Source organism: Herbaspirillum sp. CAH-3 (genome assembly GCF_009668275.1).
GTDB classification, from domain to species: Bacteria; Pseudomonadota; Gammaproteobacteria; order Burkholderiales; family Burkholderiaceae_D; genus Herbaspirillum; species Herbaspirillum aquaticum.
In genome coordinates this window covers 27,176-49,051 of the sequence record NZ_VSWE01000007.1, presented here as the reverse complement: position 1 = coordinate 49,051, position 21,876 = coordinate 27,176, and the positions used below count along the sequence as shown (strand labels likewise).

General features: G+C 65.1%; 1 protein-coding gene. It reads right to left on the bottom strand.

The genetic code is table 11. The annotated features are described in order from the left end of the window. Positions 1-99 precede the first annotated feature (99 nt). Positions 100-21,804, bottom strand: a complete 21,705-nt coding sequence (locus FYB76_RS10360; protein ID WP_229296943.1) for an Ig-like domain-containing protein — start codon at positions 21,802-21,804, stop codon at positions 100-102. Positions 21,805-21,876: the final 72 nt, after the last annotated feature.

Below are 21,876 nucleotides of genomic sequence, written 5' to 3'. Positions count from 1 at the left end.
CATGGCTGTTTGCCATGTCCTTCTGTCGAGGCGCAGGCATCGGCCCTTGGAGGAGCCGATGCGCTTGCGGGTCTACGATCTCGGTTCAGGTCAGCGCCATCACACACCGAAGATCGTATGGGTATTGCCGGGGTTGTAGGCCACGTTCTGCAGGTACAAGGTGTAACTCGTGCCCCCCGCTCCGGCCCCGTCCAGATCCACCACCAGCTTGGTGGAACTGGTGTTGTAGGCGGAGGCCGTGACGAAGGTATTGAGGTTGTCCTTGGTGATGGTTTGTCCGAAGACCTTCACTTTGTCCTGCCCGAGGGTAAAGTCGGACACTGTGGCCACCAGCCTGGAAGAATCGGTGGTGCCGAATCCGCCCAGCATCAGCGTGTCCTTGCCTTGCCCGGTCTGCACCACGGTATTGGCGCCACCGGCGGTAACGGCCAGCTGGATCTGGTCGTCGCCGGCGCCACCGCTCATGCTGTCCAGCCTCTGCGGCACCCAGTACCAGCCCAGCGTCTGGTTCTGGACGATGGTGGTCTGGCCGTTGTTGATGCCGGCACTGGCATTGGTGGCCGTGATGGTGAGGTCGTGATACATGCCGGGTGCCAGGACGTTGGCCGGCGTCGTCAGCGAAAAGTCCCCTGCGCTGACCTCACCGAACACGATCACCTTGCCGCCCATGCTCACCGAGATCAGGTAGTGGTCACTCGCGCCTGCGCCGCCGACGTTGCCGGAGAAGGTCAGGTTCTGATCCAGACCGATGAGGGTCGCCGGGCTCAGCGGCGTCTCCGCGATCACGGCGTATTTGGTCGCCGAACCGTTGATCGGCTGGGTATCCGGCGTTTCGCCATTGACCCTCAGATTGCTCAGGACCGGGGCTGCTGTACCGCTGGCCAGCGAGAGGGGGATGTCGTTGCCTGTCACCACGTTCCCCGCCGCGTCGCTGAATTTGGGCGTGATCACGTGGTTGCCAGCACCGAGGCTGGCAGCAACGGTCACGTCCACCGTCGCTGTCGCCAGGCCGACATCGGATGCGGTCAGGGTACGGCTGCCCAGCAACTTGCCGCCCTCGTACAGGCCGATCACGTCACCTGCACTGGCCTTGGTGCCGTCGTAACTGACATGCACGGTCGGCCGTGAATTGGCATTGTCGGTAGTAACCTCATACAGCAGCTGGACATTGCCGATGTCATAGTTCTGCCCGCCGCTACGGCCCGCGAACGAATACACATCCGTATTGGAGGTGTAGAAGCCATCCACGGCGTTGAGCAGCAGTTGACCGCTGACGGGTGAAGTGAACGTGAAGGTTTCACCCTTCACGTAACTGCCGCCCTGATGCGCCATGGTGAACATCGTGTCCAAGCCGAAACCGCTCGGAAAGGAGAACACGCTGCTGTACTTTGACCAGGTCGTGTTCGCGTCACCGGTAATGGAAATGCCGCCCCATTCCGCATGGAGGCCCCTGAGCGCGGAGACAAAAGTCGACGGCGTCATCCCGACGGGGAGCAGGCTGGTGAGATCGGCGCTCTCGCCCGAGTGCAGGTTGTGCTTGGTGTTGCTGCCCATGATGTCCGGAATGGTCAAGGTCTTGTAACTGACTTGCTTGCTGGTCACCAGCGCACCGGTGATGCTGCCTGGCGCCGTCATGTCTACCGTCCAGTTCAGACTGGTGTTGCTGCTGTTGCCAGCCACATCGGTGAGCGTGATCGTGGCGCTGCGATCACCCGCAGAGGGTGTGGCGTTCTGGTATTGGATCGCCTTCACGATGGCACGCGCATCCAGTCCGCTCATGGCCGCGCCCGAGCTCTTGCTGATGGTCAGCACATGGGTGCTGGCGTCATAGCCATAGCTCAAGCCGCTGACGCCGCCGATGCTCTTGCCGCTGACCGTGGCCAGGCTGGCGTTGAGCGACAGCGGCACGTCCAGGACCAGCTTGTCCTTCTGCAGGTCCAGCTGCGGGCCATCCAGCCGGATGCCGATGCTGCTGATGTCATTGGTTGGCCAGACTGCAATGTCGTGCGCGAACAGCCCGTCGCCGGCCACGGCCTTGGCCGCCGTGAGCAGCTTGCGGGAGCTCGCCTGCAGATCGACCAGGGTGGCATCGGCGTCCAGCGTCGGTGCATGGGTATCGAACAGGATGCCGGCCACCGATGCATTGCCGGTCTCGCCGGTGCTGGACACCAGGCTGAAGCTGGCCGTGCGCAAACCATCATGACTGCTGCTGCCGCCCAGCTTGATGGCCTGCACGACCGACTGCAGTTCACCGCCGCTCCAGGGCGCGCTTCCGGTCTTGCTCAGCGTGAGCGTACGGCTGGCGCTGTCGTAGCCATAGCTCAGGCCCGTCACGCCACCGACCGTCTTGCCGGTACTCACCGGCAGGTCGACGTTGAGCGCCAACGCCGTATCCAGAATCAGGCGGTCGTTGAGGACATCCAGCCCGGCGCCGCCCAGTACCACCTTCACTGCGGTGACCAGGGTCGATGTCGGCGCAGCCACGCTGGCGTCGAAGGCGACACCGGCCGCGATCCGGGCCGCATCAGTGACGTTCTGGCTGGAGGCGAGCTGCGATCCGGGCATGATCGGATCTAGGTCCAGCAACAGGCTGTCGCTGCCCACGTTGAGCGTGGCCCGCATGGCGGGACTGACGAGGCCACCTTCATCGCGCAGCGTGAAGGTAATCACCCGGCTGCCGGCCGTGGGGGTCAGGTTTTGCAGCTTGATGTTCTCCACCAGGGCCTCGACTTCGGCACCAGTGAATGTGCCTCCCTTGGTCTTGGTGATATTCAACGTACGCGTAGCGGTGGTGTAGACGTAGCTGACATCGGCCACGCCGCCGACGGTCTTGCCGCTGACCGGGGCCAGGTTGGCATCCAGCGCCACCAGGGCATCCATCAACAGGCGGTCGTTGACCAGATCCAGGCCGCTGCCACTGAAGACCACGTCGATGGCCGATGCCGTGGTCTTGGTGGGCGGCACTACGTTGGCAACGAAGGCCGTGCCCGAACGCAATTCGCTGGTAGAGGCCTGGCGCTGCGCACTGGACTGGATACCGTCCGTAGCCGTGTCCATGTCCAGCAACGGCGGCGTGGCGGTATCGACCAGCACGTTGAGCCTGCCCTTGGGGCTGGCATTGCCGGCTACGTCAGTCTGCTCGGCCGTGTAGCTCCAGGCAGTATCGCGCGCGGCGTGGGTGGTGACCACGCTCACACCCGCCTGCGGTACCTCGTTATCGCTGGCGTCGCCATTCTGCAGCAACTCGGCCTGCACCAGTCCTGCGCTGGTATCCAGGGCATTCCAGGTGCGTACGTTTTCCGGCTGGCCGGCCAGCGTGGCGCCGTCGGCAGCCTCGCGGTACCAGTCATCGGTGCCTGATTTGTGCGAGATGATGTAACCGCCATCCTGTGCGGCCCAGACATACCAGGCCGTGGCGCCGCTGCCGCTGATGTAGACCGGCTTGGACAAGTCCAGCACGCCCGAGCCGCTTTCCACGAAGTCGCCGCTGAAGGCATTGAGCAGCGCTGCCTGGTCGTTGGCCGAGAGCAGAGTATAGGTGCCGTTGGCGGTGCTGTCGCTACCATCGATCATCTTGAGGCCGCTTATCTTGAGGCTGGCGGCCAGGTTGAGCGACCATGCGCCGTCGGTGGCTGCGGCGGTGATGGTCCCCAATGCCGTGCCATCGCCGCTCTTGACAATGACTTGCGCACCCTTCTCCGCCACGCCGCTGAGCACGAAGCTGCCCGAGGTGGTGATGCTGGCCCCAGCTGCCGTGGTCCCCGCCGAGGAGTTCAGGACGATGGTGGGCGCAAGCGCCTTGGTATCGAGCGTGAAATCAAGGCTATCGCTCTTGGCACTGGCGTTGCCGGCCACATCGGTCTGGCGCACGACGACCTTCTTGGCGCCGTCGCCGGTGAGCTTGACACTGGTGCCGGTGCCGCTACTCCAGTTGCTGCCATCGTCGGTGCTGTACTGCCAGGTCGCACCGCTTTCCAGCCCGGTGATGTTGAGGGTGCCATCGCTGGTGATCTTGTCACCTGCGGTCCCGGTATCGGTTGCCAGCACCAGCCCCAGCTTGCCCGGCACGGTGGTATCCAGGGTGAACGACAAGGCATTACTGCTGGCACCGGCATTGCCGGCCGTATCGAGCTGGCGCACGATGATCGACTTGCTGCCGTCGGTATTGCCGGCACCATCGACTGCTCCCTTGAGCTTGATGTTGCTGCCGCTGCCAGTGGTCCAGTTGCTGCCGTTGTCGATGCTGTACTGCCAGCTCGCACCAGATTCCAGGCCGCTGACGTTGACGGTGCCGTCGTTGGTGATCTTGTCCGTACCGGAGGCGCCGCTATCCTTGGCGAGCGCGGCGGTGATCTTGGCGGGGGCCGTGGTGTCCAGGGTGAAGCTCAGCGCGGCGCTGGCCGCACCGGTGTTGCCGGCTACGTCGATCTGACGTACCAGTACCTTCTTGGCACCATCGGTATTGCCGCTGCCGTCGACGGCGCCGGTGAGCTTGACGCTGCTGCCGCTGCCATCGCTCCAGGTCGTGCCATTGTCAGTGCTGTACTGCCACTTGGCGCCGCCTTCCAGGCCGGAGACGTTGACCGTGCCGTCATTGGTGATCTTGTCGCTGGGGGAGCTACCGCTGTCGGTGGCCAGTGCCGCCGTGGGGCTGGCCGGCGCGGTGGCGTCCAGCGTGAAGCTGAAGCTGTCGCTGGCCGCCCCCAGGTTGCCGGCCGCATCGGTCTGCCGCACCTGGATCGCCTTGCTGCCGTCGCCGGTCAGCTTGACGCTGCTGCCGCTGCCCACGCTCCAGGTGACGCCACTGTCGGTGCTGTATTGCCAGGTAGCGCCGGCCTCGATGCCATCAACCTTGACGGTACCGTCATTGCTGATCTTGTCGGTCGGCGAGCTGCCATTGTCGGACTGCAGGGACAGAGCGGGCTTGACCGGTGCCGTCGTGTCCAGCGTGAACGACAGCACATCGCTGATGGGGCTGGGGTTGCCGGCCGCATCGGTCTGGCGTACCACCACATTGCGCAGGCCATCGGTATTGACACCACCTTCAATGGCGCCCTTGAGCTTGAAGCTGCTGCCGGTACCGTTGCTCCAGGTGGTGCCGCCATCCAGGCTGTATTGCCAGCTGGCGCCCGCTTCCAGCTTGCCAACTTTGATCGTGCCATCATTGGTGAGCTTGTCGGTACCGGAGCTGCCGCTATCGGTAGCCAGCGCCAGGGTGGGACGATCCGGGGGACCGCCATCCAGCGTGAAGGTGAAGGCATCACTGGTCGGCCCGACGTTGCCGGCCACATCGCTCTGGCGCACCACGACGCTCTTGTCGCCGTCACCGGCCAGCACGAAGCTCGACCCGCTGCCGCGCGACCAGTTCACGCCGTTATCCTCGCTGTATTGCCAGCTCGCGCCGGCCTCCAGACCGGTGACATTGACCGTGCCATCGCTGGTGATCTTGTCGTTGATGACATCGGTATCGCGGGCCAGCGCCAGGGAAAGCTTGACCGGCAACGTGCTGTCCAGCGTAAAGCTGAAGCTGTCGCTGACCAGACCGATGTTGCCGGCCACGTCGGTCTGGCGCACGACCACGGCCTTGACGCCATCGGTATTGCCGCTGCCATCGGCCGCACCCTTGATGCGCACGCTCGAACCGCTGCCGGCGTTCCAGGAGGCGCCGGCGTTCAGGCTGTATTGCCAGGTGGCACCCGCTTCCAGCGCGCCCACATTGAGGGTGCCGTCGTTGGTGATGCGGTCGGTGGACGAATTGCCGCTGTCGCGCGCCAGTACTACAGTCGGCTTGGCAGGCGTGATGGTGTCCAGCGTGAAGCTCACCGCATCGCTGCTGCTGCCGACATTGCCCGCCACATCGATCTGCCGCGCGATGATGCTCTTGCTGCCATCGGCCAGACTGCGCAACCGCACGCTGCCACCGGAACCATTGGTCCAGGTGGTGCCACTGTCAAGGCTGTATTGCCACGCCGCACCACTTTCCAAACCGCTGATGTTGAAGCTGGCGTCATTGGTGATCTTGTCGCCGGACACGCCGGTGTCGCTGGCCAAGGACAAGGTCGGTGGCGCCGGCACGGTGGTGTCGAGCGTCAAGCTGAACTTGTCGCTGTTCGGACTGGTATTGCCGGCTGCATCGGTCTGGCGGACCAACAGGTTCTTGGCACCATCGCTGCCACCGCTGCCATCGGCGGCGCCGAAGAAGCGGAAGCTGGCGGCGCTGCCGTCGCTCCAGGTCACGCCGTTGTCCACACTGTACTGCCAGCTGGCGCCAGCCTCCAATTGGGCCACCTTGACCGTACCGTCATTGGTGATGCGGTCGGATGCGTTACCGCTGTCCTTGGCCAGGCCCAGCGTGGGCTTGGTCGGCAAGGTGGAATCCAGGGTAAAGCTGAGCACATCACTGTTGGCACCGACGTTGCCGGCCACATCAGTTTGGCGCACCACGACGTTCTTGATGCCGTCGACATTACCGGTACCAGCGGCGGCGCCCTTGATCTTCACGCTGGTGCCGCTGCCGCCGCTCCAGGTGCTGCCATTGTCCAGGCTGTATTGCCAGCTCGCCGTGCTCTCCAGACCACCGATATTGAGGGTGCCGTCCGCAGTGAGGCCGTCGCTGCTGCCACTACCGGTATCGCGCGCCAGTGTGGCGCTGAGTTTGGCCGGTGCGACCGTATCGAGGGTCATGGACAGGTTCTGCTCTGCGCTGTTGTTGCCGGCGCGGTCGGTCTGGCGCACCTTGATGGTGTGACTGCCCTGCCCGTTGACGGTGAAGCTGCCACCGCTGCCCGGCTGGTAGTCTCCGCTATCGATCTTGTAGGCCCAGCTTGCACCGGCTTCCAGACCCGACACCAGCACCTTGCCATCGCTGGTAATGCCGTCTGCGGCCGTGCCGGTATCGCGCGAAAGCGCGATGGGCGAGGTGAAGACCGGCGGTGTGGTATCGATGTTGATCGTATGGGAGACATTGATGGAATCGATGCCCTTGACGGTATTGTGCGACTGGATGCCGATCACCTTGTCCAACCCATTGGCACCATCGGCGCCCAGGGCCAGCCAGTCGGCCGCGCCCAGCGTGTAGCTCCAGTTCCAGACGCTGGTGCCGGTACCGGAGTCGCGCGTGACGATGCCACTCTTCATGATGGTGCCGTCCGGATAGAACAGCGTGACCGTGTCATCCCTGCCGGCGGTGCCGGTGAGGGTGACGCCGGCGGTACGTTCAGCCAGATTGATGATGTCATCGCCGGCCACCGTGTTGATCGCTGGAACGTTGGTGACCGTAAAGACGGCATCGGCCAGCTTGGCCCAGGTATTGACGCTGCTACCGTCATCGGCCTGCTTGGCCAGCTGCGACTGGACCTTGCCCAGGTTGCCGGCATTGACGCCGGAGATCTTCAGGGTGGCGAAGTCCTCCACCGTCAGCGGCTTGCTGCTGTCACCCTGCACGGCAAGGCCCACCTTGCTCGCCAGGTTCGCCAGCGCGGCGATCTTGGCCGGGGTATTGACCTCGGCCGTCGAGCGGCTATCCACGATGGAACTGAGCAGTTGCACGATGTTGGCGCTGGCACCGGCGGCCCCGCTGTCGAGCGCCAGAATGGCCGACAGGTCCACCCCGATATGCTCAAAATCGGCCTGCTTGGCCAGGGCCGCGTCAAGGGTATTGCTGGGTACGCCATCGGCTTGCGTACGCAATTGCGCATAGCTGTTGACCATGGCCTGGATACCGGCTACCGAATTGACATCCGCGCCATCGACACCCACCGTGGCCAGCGCGGCCAGGATGTCGTCCTTGTTGGCGCTGGTGCCGACCTCGCTCACCCCGATCACGCCCAGGGCCTGGAAATCGACCACGGTAGGCGCATCGCCACGATTGTTGTCAGCGTAGGCGACGATACGATTGATGGCCGAACGCGCGGCTGCGGCTACGCTCTGAATTTCGGCCAAGGTATCGACATCGGCCACCGCGCGCGACTGCAGGGCCGCGACCACGGCATCGCTTTCCACGCCCGACAGGCCAGTGACACCCAGGGTCTTGAAGTCGTCCGTGCTCAAGGCATCGGCCGGCGCGACCACATCACCGGTCTGCTGTGCAGCAATATTGAGGACCTTGTTGGCGATGGTAGCCAGCACGCTCAGGCTGGCCGGGCTGTCCACAGCGGCGGCACTGGCCGCACCATCGACCAGTTGATTCAACAATTGCAGGTTGGCAGGGGTGCCCAGTTTATCGGTCAGGGTCTTGTCCAGTCCCACGCGGATGTAATCCTGCGCCACCGGCAAGTCGGCGGCAGCTGTGCTGATGCTGCCATCGGCCAGGGCCAGCAGCTTGGCATAGCTGTTGACGATGCCTTGGACCAGATCGGGCGTACTGGCCTGATCGGCGCCCACGGGCCCAGACGCCAAGGCCTTGTTGGTGGCATTGAGAATACTGTCTGCCACCGCTTTGGGCGTGGCGGGCAAGAGCACGCCCATGTCTGCGTAATCCTGGGCGGTTGGCAGCGGCTTGCTGTTGTCGCCGGCATAGTCGCGGATCTTGTCCTGCGCCGTGACCGCCTTGTCCACCAGGCTTTGCAGGCCGGACAAGGTGTTGATGGTGGAGAGCTTGTCCGCCGGGACTTGCTGCAGCCGGGTCAACACCGCCGGCATGTCCTTGTCGCTGAGTCCGGAGACGCCCAGCCGTTCCAGGTCGGCGCGCACGGGCGCAGCGCCGCCTGCCCCGGCAGTGCTGTCCAGCACGCGGGCAACGGTATTGGCCAGGGCCAGCACTTCATCGGGCGTATCGATCTTGTCTGCCGTAAGACGGTCGATGACCGAGTTGAGCAACGACAGGTAGTCGGTCTTGACGCTGGCGCGGCCCAGGCCGGAGAGATCAGCACCCAGCAGACGGTAGTCCTCAAGGGTTGGGGCGGCGGCAGGCATGTTGGTCACGCCGTCGGCCAGTCCCAGCAGCTTGTTGGCGCTATCAACGATGCCCTGGACCAGTTCTGCCGTGGCGGCGCGGGTGCCATTGACGGCGCTGGTGGCCAGCGCCGAGAGGACAGCGAACAAGCCCTCGGGCATGGCATCGGGGCGGTCCGGGGTAGCGGTGCCGTACTTGCCGACGCCACTCACGCCCATATCGCTGAAGTCCTTCGCCACCGGGGTGGCGCCATCAGACCCGGCCTGCGCCACGGCTCCCGAACTCTGGCGCTCGGCATAACTCATGATCCTGGCCTGGGCGGCGCGGGCCGCCGAGGCCATCGCCTTCAGTTCGGCCAGGGTATCGACATCGGCCGGTGCGCGCGACTTGAGCGCGGCCATGAAGGCCGACAGCGAAGCCGCGTTCACCTCAGGCGTGGCACCCGTGCTGATGAGGCCCAGCGTGGTCAGTTCGGCCACGGTGATGCCGGCCGGTGCGTCGTCCGGCTTCACATCGGCTTCCGTCTGGCGCATCACGCGATTGACGATATCGACCAGATTCAGCGCATTGATCTTGCCCAGGTCCGAGACCGAGGCAAAATTGGGCCGCGCATTGAAGACTTCATTGAGCAGCTTCAGGTTGGCCGGCGCATTGTTGACAGCCATGCCCAGTGCACGGAATTCGTCATAGGTCAGGGGTGCGCCTGCCTTGGGCGTCCCATCGGCATTGACCGCATCGGCCACGGGACGGTTGGCGTCGGCCATCACGCTGCTGGCCGAGGCCAGGTTGCGCAGCTTGGCCGCGCCTGTTGCCATGGTCTGGACCTGCGCCAGGTTCAATGCGGCCAGTCCATCCACGTTCAGCGCCTTGAGACCGCTGTTGATCAACCCCACGGTCGAGGGCGTATTGCCATCGACCTGCGCCACCAGGTTCTTCACACCCAGCGCCACGAAATCATTGGTCAGGGGCGTGGTCGAGGTGGCAGTTGCAGCGGCATACGCCGCGACGCGACCAGCGGTAGCCGCCAGGTCGGCAATCTTGGCCGGGATCGATACCGTGCTCTTGTCGGCCGGCTGGGCGTCCAGGGCTGTCACCAGCAGGCCGAGGGTGCCACGTGCCAGGGCGATCTCGGTCGCCGACAAGCCACTGGCCGACGGGTCGGGCAGCCTGGCGGCAGGCACGCCGATGCGGATCAGTTCGTCGCGCGTGATGGGCCGCGCCAGGTTGCCGGCCACGCCATCGGCCGCCTGCAGCACATGCTGATAAGCGTCCACAATGGCCTGCAGCTTGCTCTTGCTGTCCACCAGGCTGGAGCTGGCCAGGGTCTTGACCGAGGCATTGATGCAGGCCAGCGTGTCGGCGGTCACGCCGCTCACACCGGCGCGGGCGTAGTTGTCCACGGTGGGTGTGAGCACCGCACCGGCGACGCCCAGGGCTGCGTCGGTATTGGCCACGTTGTCCGCATAATTGCGGATGATCTTCAAATCCTTCAGCAGGCCATCCACCAACGCTTGCAAGCGCGTGCTGCTGTCAATGCGGTTCACATCGGTGCTGGCGACGAGACCTTGCACATTGGAGAGGAAGGCCGCGTCCAATCCTTGTATCCCGAGGTTGGTGAAATCGTCCATGGTCAACAGAACGGCAGCATCGACGTTACCGGCGGCGGCAATCATCTTGCCGGCCGAGGCGTTGATGAGGTCGATGCGCGCCGGCGTATCGACCTTGTCACGGCTCAAGGCATCCAGGGCGGTGGCCAGCAGGCTGATGCGATGACTGTTGGTGGAAGCCGTCACGCCCACGCCGATGCTTTCCAGCTCGGCCCCGGCAGGGACTGCCGCCGATCCGATCGGATCGGGCTTGGCGCGGCTGCCGTCAGCGGCCGCCAGGATCTTCAGGTAGGCGCTGGCAATACCTTGCACCAGCGGCTGGGTATTGGCATGGGCGCCATCGACCACGGTGGTGGCCAATGCGGCATTGATGGAGGAAACGCTTGCACTGGTTACACCGAACACGCCCATGGCGGTGTAATCGTCCGCCGTCGGCACACCCAGCGCGGCGCCGGTATTGTCCTGGGCATAGGCGCTGATCTTGGCCAGGGCATCGACTGCTTTCTGTGCCAGTGTGGAGAGCGCCGCGAGCGACTTGATCTGGCTGCCGTCGGTGCCACTGGTGCCGATGGCGGCCAGGATGGCACCCTGCTGGGCCACGCTCTTGCTGCTGATGTCGATGCCCAGCAACTTCAGGTCGGCTGCGGTGGGCATGGCCGCCGCTGGCAGGCGGGCAGCGCTGTCCATGAGCTTGTTGACGGTATCCATCAAGCCCTGCAGCTTGTCCGTCGTGTTGACGCTGGCCAGCGGCATGGCATCGATGGCGCTGCCCAACAGCGCTGCACCGGAACCATCGGCATCATTGGCGGCGCTGGCGTTGCCCATCGCCAGGCCCAGCGCGGCATAGTCGCTCGCGGCCGGCAGCGCAGCGGACGCCGTATTGGCACTGCCATCGGCAAGCGCGGCGATCTTGACCGCTGCGTCGCCGGCTTTTTGCAGATTTGACTGATCCTTCACATGGTCTGCGCCCAGACGCGGCAATGCGCCATCCAGCAAACTCTTGTTCTGAAGATTCAGACCGGAAAGGCCCACCGCCGTGTAGTCCGCCAAGGACGGTGCAACCGTCCCCGCCACGGTCGCCGCAACGATATGGGCGTAGGCGTCGACGATGCCCTTGAGCTTGGCCGGGTCGCCTGCCAGCGCAGCGGTGATGGCGGTGCTGGCGAGCGTGGTATTGATGGCGCCAAGGTTGTCGTTGCCCACCAGCGCGGTGCCATCGCTCTTGACCAGCCCCACCGCAAGGTAGTCGGCAGCCACGGGCGCAGGTTTGGAAGCATCGTCGGCATAGGCGCTGATCTTGGCCTGGGCCTTGATGGCCAGGCTGGCCACGGCTTGTACTTCGGCCAGGCTGTCCACGGCATTGGCGGCATGCGCCGAGACTGCACTGAGCACGGCGGGCGCAGCAGCGTTGGCGGTCGCCGTCGGCGCCACGCCCAAGGCGATGAGGTCCGCTGCCGCCAGGCCGGTGGGCAGGCGGTCAGCGGCGAAGACCTGGGCGTTGCCGGCCAGCGTGAGCAAGCCCTTGGCCGTGGCCAGCAAGCCTTCCAGTTGTGCCGGGGTATTCATGACGGCCTTGCTGGCCTGCCGGTCCAGCGCGGTCTGCAACAGGTCCAGCGCCGCCGCAGGTGTGGCGGCATCGACCGTCACCCCTACCCCGCTCAGCAAGGCACTGAAGGCCGGGCGCGTAATATCGGTCAGGGCCGGGGTATCGGCTTTGCCATTGACCAGGGTGAACAGCTTGTCCCAGTTGTCGAGGATGGCTTGCAGCTTGGCCGGGGTATCGATCTGGGCCGCGCCGAAGGCGGCGGTCAGCAAGGTGGCCGAGGCACCGATGGCCTGGTCGGCCACCACGCTGGCCGGCACCTTCAGGCCCATGGCCTGGAAATCGGCTGCACCAGGTCGCCCGGCATCTTCCGGGAAGCCGCCCGGCACCGCACTGAGATCGGCATAGACCTGGATCTTCTGGTAAGCCGTCACGGCGCCGGAGACCACGGTCTGCAGCTTGGCCAGGGTGCTGACGTCACTGCCGTTGTCGGCACCGGCACGGATGGCATAGAGCGCAGCAGCCACAGCAGCAGGCTTTTGCGCGCTCAGCGGTGCGCCGTCAGCGGTGCTCAGGCCCAGCTGGTCCAGCTCGGCGGCGCTCAGGCGCGGCGTGTCATCGCTGGCCTGGGCCTGGGTCAGGATCTTGTTGACCAGGGCACCCAGCGCATTGATCTTGGCCGGAGTATTGACAGCCTCGGGCAGCTTGCCGCCGATGACGCCATCCAGCAGGCTTAGCGCAGCGGCATCGGTGGGCTTGCCACTGGCGTTGGTGACGCCATCGACCACCGCCCCGATGGCCTTGAATTGGGCCACAGTCAGTGCGCCACCCGTGTCAGGGGAGGTGCCGTTGGCCCGGTTGAGAATGGCCAGGTAGGCATCGACCACCTGCTTCACATGCGCCGGTGTATCGGCCTGCGGGGCGTTGACGGTGGCCGTGCGCAGGGCGGCATTGACGGCCACCAGGTTGTCGCTCGTCACCAGTGCAGCACGCACGCCGCTGGCATCGGCCACCGGACTGACCAGGCCGATGCTGCGGTAATCCTCCACCGAGGGCATGGTGGCCGCATCAGTGGCCGAAACGGCATCGTCGGCATACAGGCGGATCTTGGTCTGTGCGGCGTCGGCGCGGTTGACCAGGGCTTGCAGCTTGGTCAGGGTGTTGACCTCGGAACCGTCCTTCTTGCTGCCGGCAATGGCCGACAGGATGGCGGACCAGTTCTGCAGGCTGCCATCGGCATTGTGCGCCACGCTGGCAAAGCTCACGCCGAGCTTGCCCAGCCGGAGCGAATCCAGCGGCGGCGTGGCCACACCGCCGGCGGCGGTGACCATGAGCGCCTGGATCAGGTCCAGCAGCTGGGCCAGCTTGTCGGGCAAGGCAATGGGACGGCCAGATTCATCCGTACTCAGCGTCTGCAGGGTATTGGCATCCACGGTATCGGCCAGCATGGCCACGCCGGTCGCCCCGGCATCATCGAGCTTGCTCTTGGCCAGGCCGAGCGCCAGGAAATCGGCTGCCGTGGGCTTGGGCGAAGCGTCTCCGGCAACGCCATTGGCGGCATCCACCACGTGCTGGGCGGCGATGATCAAGCCCTGCAGCTGGTCAGGTGTCTGCACCTGGGGCGCGGAAATGCTGACCGACTTCAGGGCATCGTTGATGGCGTTCAGATACGGAGTACTGCTGCGGTTGGCATCGAGCGGCAGTTGCAGGCCCAGGGCGTCGAAATCAGCCGCCGTGGGGGCCTCACCGCCATCGTCGCGGGCGAACTGGGCGATCTTGCGCGCGGCCGCCATGGCAGCATCCATCATGCCTTGCAGCGCGGCCACAGTGGCCGCACCGCTGCCGTCATCGGCGGTGGTCTGCAGCTTGTTGAGCAGCGCGGCCAGGCTGTTGCTGTCCACCCCTGTCAAGCCCAGCGCAGTGAGATCGGCCGGTTTGAGTGCACTGGCCACCGGTGGATATTGCACCGGGTAATGATCCGCCAGCGGTGCCACGGCGGCGACCTGCATGACCTGCTCCACCGTCAGCGCGAGCCGGTTCAGTTCGGCCACACTGTCGATGCTGGCCGGTCTGGACTGGGCATGCACCGCACTGTTCATCAGTGCCAGTGCGCTGCCCGAGGTGGCTGCACCCGTGATGGGCAAAGCTACGCCGATGTTCTGGTAATCGACAGTGGTCGGTGCATCGGTACCACCGCCATTGACATAGGCCAGCACCTTGGCATAGCTGTTGGCGATGGCGCTCAATTGTTCGATGCTCTTGACGCCGCTCACATCATGGGTGGCCGCCGTATCGGCCGAACTGGGCGCATGGGAGGCAGCATTGATGCTGTTGCCCTTGACCCTCACCGCATCCAGGAAGGCTGCCTGCACCGTACTGCTGGTGATGGCGCTCAAGCCCAGGGCTTGCAGGCTCTTCACGCTGAGGCTGGTGGTGCTGTCGCCCACCACCGGATCACTGTTGCTCTCGCGGGCAGTGCGGATCAAATCGGCGACGGTCGCTGCCAGCGCGGCCAGTTTGTCGGGCGTAGCCACGCCATCACGCCCCTGGGCACCCACCACGCTGTTGAACAGCGCCAGCTTGTCGACATCGACGCGGTCCAGGGACTTGCTGCCGCCCACCGGGTTCACCAATGTCCCCATGCCGATGAGGACGCTGCCCAGCGGGACGCCGATGGCCAGGAACTGCTCCGGCTGCAACGCCTCGCCGGAGGTGTCGCCGGACTTGCCATCGGCGGCGGCAAGAATGGCGTTGTATGCGTTGATGATGACCTTCAGCTTGGCACGCGCATCGACGTCGCCGCGCTCCAGCTTGGCGATGGCAGCATTGATGCTGGCCAGGTTGTCCGCATTCACGGTGGCTGCGGCAGGGCCGCGGTCGACGCCAACATCGTGGTAATTGGTGACGGTGGGCGCGGGATTCTTGTCGCTATCCTCGGCATAGTTGACGATGATCATCAAGGCTTCATTGACACCGTTGATCAAGGTCTGGATCGGCGCCACCGCATTGAGACTGGCCATGCCGGCGCCGGTGATGCGAGTCAGTACCTGTTCCAGGTTGCCGTCTTCGCCGGTATCGACGCCATTCACGCCCAAGGCACGGAAACTGGCCTGCCAGCGCAGGCGCTCGTCGCTGCCCAAGGCGGGCAAGGGAGTCCCGGCGGGCTGGGCGGCAAGGTGCAGCAACTGGTCCACGGCCTGGCCGATCTGCTCGATCTCGGCCACGCTATCGACCTGCGAGCGCGCCTTGCGTTTGAATACGTCGTCGATGAGTTTGAGGCGCGCCTCCTGGTCGGCAGCACTGCCGGGGGCCACCGTCAACCCGGGCAAGCGGGCGTTGATGGCGCTGAAGTCCAGCAAGGAAGGATCGCTGCCAGGCGTGGCGTCTGGGACCTTGTCCTCATTGCCATAGGCGGCACCGCTGGCCGGTTCGGCCTCGTTGGCTTCGGCCAGGATGCGGGCATAGCCGTCAACCAGGGCCTGCAGCCTGGCCGGACTGGCCAGCTTGGCATAATCAGCGCCATCAAGGGCATTGGCCACGGCCTTGGCGACCGTGGCATCGGCGAGGTTGACGCCGGCCGCCTGCAAGGCAGCCAGGGCATCGCTGAACTGATCCGCAGCAGTGCCATTGCCGGCCACGCCGTCGGCCAGGTGACTGATCTTGACCAGCACATCGACACTGGTCTGCAGATTCCTGACATCGGCTGCAGCAGCGGGCGTGAAGGCATCGATCACACTCTGCATGTTCGACACCAGCAGCGTTTGTATCGCCGCATCATCGGAGGACAGGCCGGTCACACCGAGTCGGACCAGCACATCAGCCGTGATGGCCTGGGCAGCCGGGCTGATCGCACCATCGGCCGGCGCTGCGCCGTCGGCAGCGGCCATGACAAGGTCATAGGCATCGGCGATGGCAGCCAGTTTGGCGGGAGGATTCACTTGCGCGGCACCAATGCTGACGGTTTGCAGCACGGAATTGAGGGCCTTCAGGGCCAGTTCCGGGCTCGCATGCGGCATGTGCGCCGCCAGGTCCAGGCCGATGCTGCGCAAGTCGGCCGGCGTCGGTGCGGGTGCCTTGGCCACGCCATCGGCATAGGCCTCGATTCTCAACTGGGCCTTGGCGGCATTGTCTGCCAGGGCTTGCAGCTTGAGGCCGCCGGCCGGCAACAGCCCGGCCAGGGCGCTGCCGTCATCGGGACTGGCAGCGATGGCGGAGAGCACCGCCGGGAAGGTATGTGCATCCAGACCGGTGATGCCGACAGCGGACAGTTCGGCCTGGGTCACCAGTGCATCGCCGATGCTGCCATTGGCCTGGGCGATCAGGTGCTGTGCCGTGGCTGCCACCTGCGACAGCGCAGGCAGCGTATTGACGCTGGCCGGGTTGGCGACATCGACCAAGGTATTGAGCATGTCCAGCAAGGGCGAGGCCTTGCCCTGCGCATCCGGCTGCAGCGCGGCCACCAGATCGGCCGGCAAGCCCACGCGCTGGTAATCCTGCGGCTGCGGCAGCGCGCCGGCATTGCCGGCGCGCCCATCGGCCGCCGCCAGGATACGCGAATAGGCATCCACGATGCCCTGCACCAGGGCCGGAGTGGCAGTCTGCGCCGAAGTCACCGGCGTGCTGGCCAGGGCCGAGTTGATGGCCTGCAGCTTGTCGCCACTGACACCGTTCACCCCGATGGCCGCATAGTCGGCCACCACCGGTGTTGCATGGGTGGCATCGTCGGCATAGGCATTGATCTTCATCTGCGCCTGCTGCGCGCCATCCACCAGCGCCTGCAACTTGGCCAGGGTATTGATGCCGCTGCCATCATCGGCCGAGGCAACGATGGCTTGCGTAACCGAGGCTTGCAGGGCGTCGTTGAGATTGAGCACGCCCAGCAAGTCCAGCTTGGCCTTGAGGTCAGCAGCCTTGGCGGCCGCCGTGCTGCCGACCAGGCCGCTGTCATCACCGGCGGCCAATGCCCCGATGGCGTTGGCGGCGATGACCAGTTGGCTGACCGTGGCGACGTCGATCAGGTCACGCGGGTTCTTGCCGAACAACGCCGTGTTGATGAGCGCCTTGACGTTCTCGTCATGGGGCGCTGCTGCGCCGATGAGGGCGAAGTCCTTCAAGACCGGCTCAGCATGCTGCGCGCCAGCGCCACCGGTCTGGCCAAGAATGCGGCCGAAGGCGTCGGCAATGTTCTGCAAGTGGCCAGGATCGCTCACCTGCCTGCCGTCCACGCCGGGGGTAGCCAGCGCGGAATTGAGCGCGCTCTGGTGCAACTCATCATCCACGCCATGGATACCGAGCGCGCGATAGTCGGCCAACAGAGGTACGGCTTGCGCGCTGTCGTCGGCATAGGCCACGATCTTGGCGGATGCGGCCAGCGCCCGAGCGACCACCTCGCTCACCATGGCAACAGAACGCAGCCCGGCGCCGTCATCGGCCGTCCCGGCGATGCCAGACAGGGCAACTGGCAGCTGTGCTGCGCTCACCGGTGCCGCCAGGTGCAACTGGTTCAGTTCGTCTGCGCTCAGGGCGACCTTCTGGCCTGCGGCCAAGGCCACTACACGGGCGGCCACGCTGGCCAGTGCCTGCAGCTTGTCGATGCTGTCCACCGCTGAGCGGGCCGTCGCATCGAGCACCTGGTTGAGCAGGTTCAAGGCATTGCCGCGCGCCGCACCCGCAGCCGGCAACAAGGAGTGCAACGCCTGTACGCCGATGCGCGCATAGTCGTCGGCAGAGGGAAGTTGCTGCGCATTGCCGGGCACGCCATCGGCGGCTGCCAGGACCAGGTTGTAGGACTGTACCAGGGCCCCCAGCTTCTTCCAGGACGAGATCGGCTCCACGCCGACCGCCTTGACGGCACTGTTGATGCTGGCCAGGTTGGCCGCGGTGACCTGCGTGGCGCTGTTGCCGGTCAGCAGTACGCTCTGGTAATCGCCCAGGTCCGGCTCGGTCTGCGTCGGACGCAGCGGATTGATGGGATTGATGCCCTTGGCGTAGCTGAGGATGGTCTGCAGGGAGCCGATCTTGCCGGTGACCAGCGCCTGGACCTCGGCGAGGGTATCGATCTCGCCCACGATGCTGCCGTTGGCGCGCAGTTCCTGCGGCACGCTGTTGAGGCTGGCGGCCACTTCAGCCACGTTGTCGTCGCTGGTGCCGGTGACGCCCAGGCGCGCAAAATCATTCACTTCAAGAGGGTTGGCCAGCGCCTGTCCGGCCGGTAACGCCGCCTGCGCCGCCAGGCGCTGGGCGGCCTGGGCCAGGTCGCTGATGGCGGCCACCGAAGCGACCTCGGCCGCCGTCTTGCCATCGATGGCGCCGCTGAGGATACGCGCACCCGCCACCGACAGCACAGGTGTCACGCCCAATGCGGCATAGTCGGCTGCGCTCGGATAGGAGGACGGATCGCTGTTGCCCGGTTTGCCATCGGCCAGGGCGAGCAGTTTGTAGTAGGCGTTGACCGTATTCTGGATCAGCGCGATGGAATCAGACGCCGCCTGGGGCAAGGCCTTCAAGGAATCGTTGATGCTCGCCAGCTGCTGTGCATTGTTCACGCCGACCACCCCCATGGCCTTGAAGTCGGCCAGCGTCGGTGCCGGGTTGGCCGGATCGTCGCCGTACACCGAGGCTTTGGCCACGGCGGCATCGGCGGCCTTGATCGCGGCGCTCACCACGGCCTTCAGCGAGACGGCATCGCTGACCTTGTCGGCGTCGGCGGTGGCGGCTACGGCATTGATGATGGCGGGCACATAGTTCTTGTCGACGGGCGTGGCCATGACGCCATCCAGGCGCGTGCTGCCATCGCCATTGACCAAGGACGTGCGGGCCTGCGCCATGGCGTTGTCTTGCGCCGTCTGGAGCCGCGCCAGCGTGGCCTGGGCAGTGGCCAGCGAAGCTTGCTTGGCCGAGCGGGTCAAGGCATCGGCGGCATCGAACAAGGCTTGCGCGACGGCGACCGCCGAGCGGGCATCGTTGACCGCCTTCTCACTGTTGGCCAACAGCAGGGTGTACTCGATCAGGCCGCTGCTGTCGGCCACGAAGCGCTGGGTGTTCTCGCTGAAATTGCCGGCAGCATCGATCTGGCGCAGGTCGATCTGCGCCTTGCCGTTACCGGTGATGGTGTCGCCGCTGAGCTGCAGGCGCTCACCGGCCTTGAGGCGATACCAGGTATCTGGCTTGACTTCCTGAGCGGCGCCGCTGAGCGGCAACAATTGCAGCGTACGGGCATCCGTCCCGTTGCCCGCCACCAGGCGGAAGTGCAGTTCGGTGCCGCCTTCCATCATCCCCGGCGCAGACAGCTGCGCGCCCGGCTGGCGGCTCACGCCATCACTGCTGCTGAGGCCGTCGTCCCGGCCTTCCAGGAGTTGCAGGACCGGGCGCGCAGGCGCCACCATGTCGAGGATGAACTGCAGCGTTTCTGCACCGGTATTGGCGTTGCCATAGCCGCCCGTATAAGAGGCGCCTACCTGCACCACGCGTGCCTTGACCCAGTTGCTGCCGGTGGTACTGACCACGTCGCTGGCGATGTAGTCGACCTCGCCGCGTGCATTGCTGGCCCCCTGGGTCAGCTTGCCGGCTTCCTTCCAGCTACCGAACAGGGGGGTGCCGTTGATGTCGGCCGCCGTCGCTACGGCAAACTGCAACCGTTCGTCGCCGGAGAGGGCCTTGGTAAGACGCACGCGCAGGCTACCGTCGCGGGTGATCTTGTCGCGTTCACCTTGCGTGGCGGGCACGCGCAGCGGATCATCGCCGCTCCGGCCGCTATAGCTGCTGTCGGTGACCAGCGCGGGTGCCGGCTCGGCAAAATTGGTCATACCCGCCGGCGTGGTGAGGTCCACACGCACGTCATTGTTTTTCCATACCGTGTAGTTGGTACGGTTGTTGTAGCCATCCGAGACGGTCACCTCTGCCACGATGGGCTGCGAGTGATCCAGCTGCAACAGCTGCTGGGTCGACTCATCGTCGCAGACCAGTACGGCCTGGCCGTTGGCATCGGCACGCGCGGTCGGCAAGCTGATGCTGAGCTCATGGCCCAAGGTGTCCTTGCCATCGATGACCACGCTCACGCCGGCAAAGGGCGGCGTCTTCACGCTCAGGCCACCTTCCAGGAAATCGCCCTGGTCGAGCTGCAAGGTGGAGCTGACCGGGGCGCTTTGCCACAGCTCGGGATTGCTCATGACCGCCTGCTTGATCAAGAGCGTCGGCTCCGCGATGGCCACGTGGTTCTGCTGCAGGTAAGCCGCCACGGTGGAGCCGCCGGGCAGCTTCTGCAGGGTGTCGTAGCGGGTCTGCGCGGCGGCCACGGCCTCCTCCGTGCTATCCGGGTCGTGGATGATCTTGAGCAGCGGTTCGCTGAACAGATGGGACTGCATCAGGTTGGACGAGGCCAGCGACTGGCCGCGCACATTGGTGGCCCACTTCAGCGCGGCATCGCTGTCGTCGACAAATTGCAGCGCCTTGGCCAGCTTCTGGATGGCGTCGATCTGGGTCGGATACGCCTTGGGGTCCAGCGCCGACAGGTTGGAGATGGCCTTGAGCGCCGCCCCATAGTTGTAGGCTTCGCTGCTGATACCGGGATTGAAGCCGGGATTGACCACCACCTGCCCATTGGCGCTCTGGCTGGCAGTGGGCACCACTTCGCCGCCGATGGCATCGACCTTGAAGAAGCCGCCCACGGCATTGTTGATCGCCGCGATGCGCGCGGCGCTCAGGTCCGGTACTTCAGACGGATTGAGCATGCCCACCTCCATGCCCGCCTTGATGACGGCCAGCTCGGTCAGCGCCGTGACGTTGACGGTCTGGCTGGCACCGGTGGCCGTGACCAGTGCGCGCAGAACGGTAGTACCGAGGTCGGTCAGCTTGAGGGTGGCTTCATCGGCATAGTTGTCGGGCAGGCCGGGGGTGTTGTCGCTGATGACGACCAGCACGGTACCGCGATAGCCTGGCTTGTTGAGCACCAGCGAGTAACGGCCGTCGATGACCTGGGCCGCTGCACTGATGGCATGCCCCTGGTCGTCATAGGCGATGGCTGTGGCATTGTTGATGGGGCCCAGCATGGCCGCGCCCGACATGGTCGGCTTGATCTCCGGCTGGCTGGACGCGCCCGCTGCTGCCGCAGCGCCGCCGGCGGCACCGCCTCCGCTACTGGCACCACCACCATTGGCCGCATTGCTGGCCGCAGCCGCACCGCCGCCGCCTCCCCCACCGCCGGCCGCTGCCAGCAAGGCCAGTACGCCGGCGGCCACCGGCCACTGCACGCCCCAGTTCTTTTCGTGCCGGGAGTTGATTTCAACATCCGACAGTTGCTGCTGGTTGTCGGGCGACTTGACCGGAGAAAACTCGGGTGTAGCCGTATTGCCGGCGTCGCCGCTGCTGGCCAGGGCGGCCCGGGGAGCCTTCTCACCTTCCTCGACGATGATGGGCTTGTCGGACTCCTCCTCTTGCTTGCGCACCTTGTCGGCCTTGGTGTTGTTCTGGTTGTAGCGCGTGATTTCCTTGGAACTGACCGTCAGGTTGGCCTCGGGCGAGACGTTGATCTGGTCGATCTGCTGGAAAACCCGTCCCAGCGGCAGTTGCCCGTCGGCGAACTGCAGCTGGGTATCGGGCGCGTTCAAGGCCTGCATGGCGCCGCCGCTGATGATGATGCGTTCACCATTGGCGAAGACGAACAGAAGATCCACATCCAGTGCGCGCACATCCTGGATGGCACGGATGGAGATCTTCTTCAGGAACTCGGCGGCTTCGGAAAGCTTGAGGACGGTAGTAGTCATGGTGGTTTCCCTCTCTTATATATTTTGATATTCGCTATGGATGGTCTTCAGGCCGGACTCATGTCATGGCCG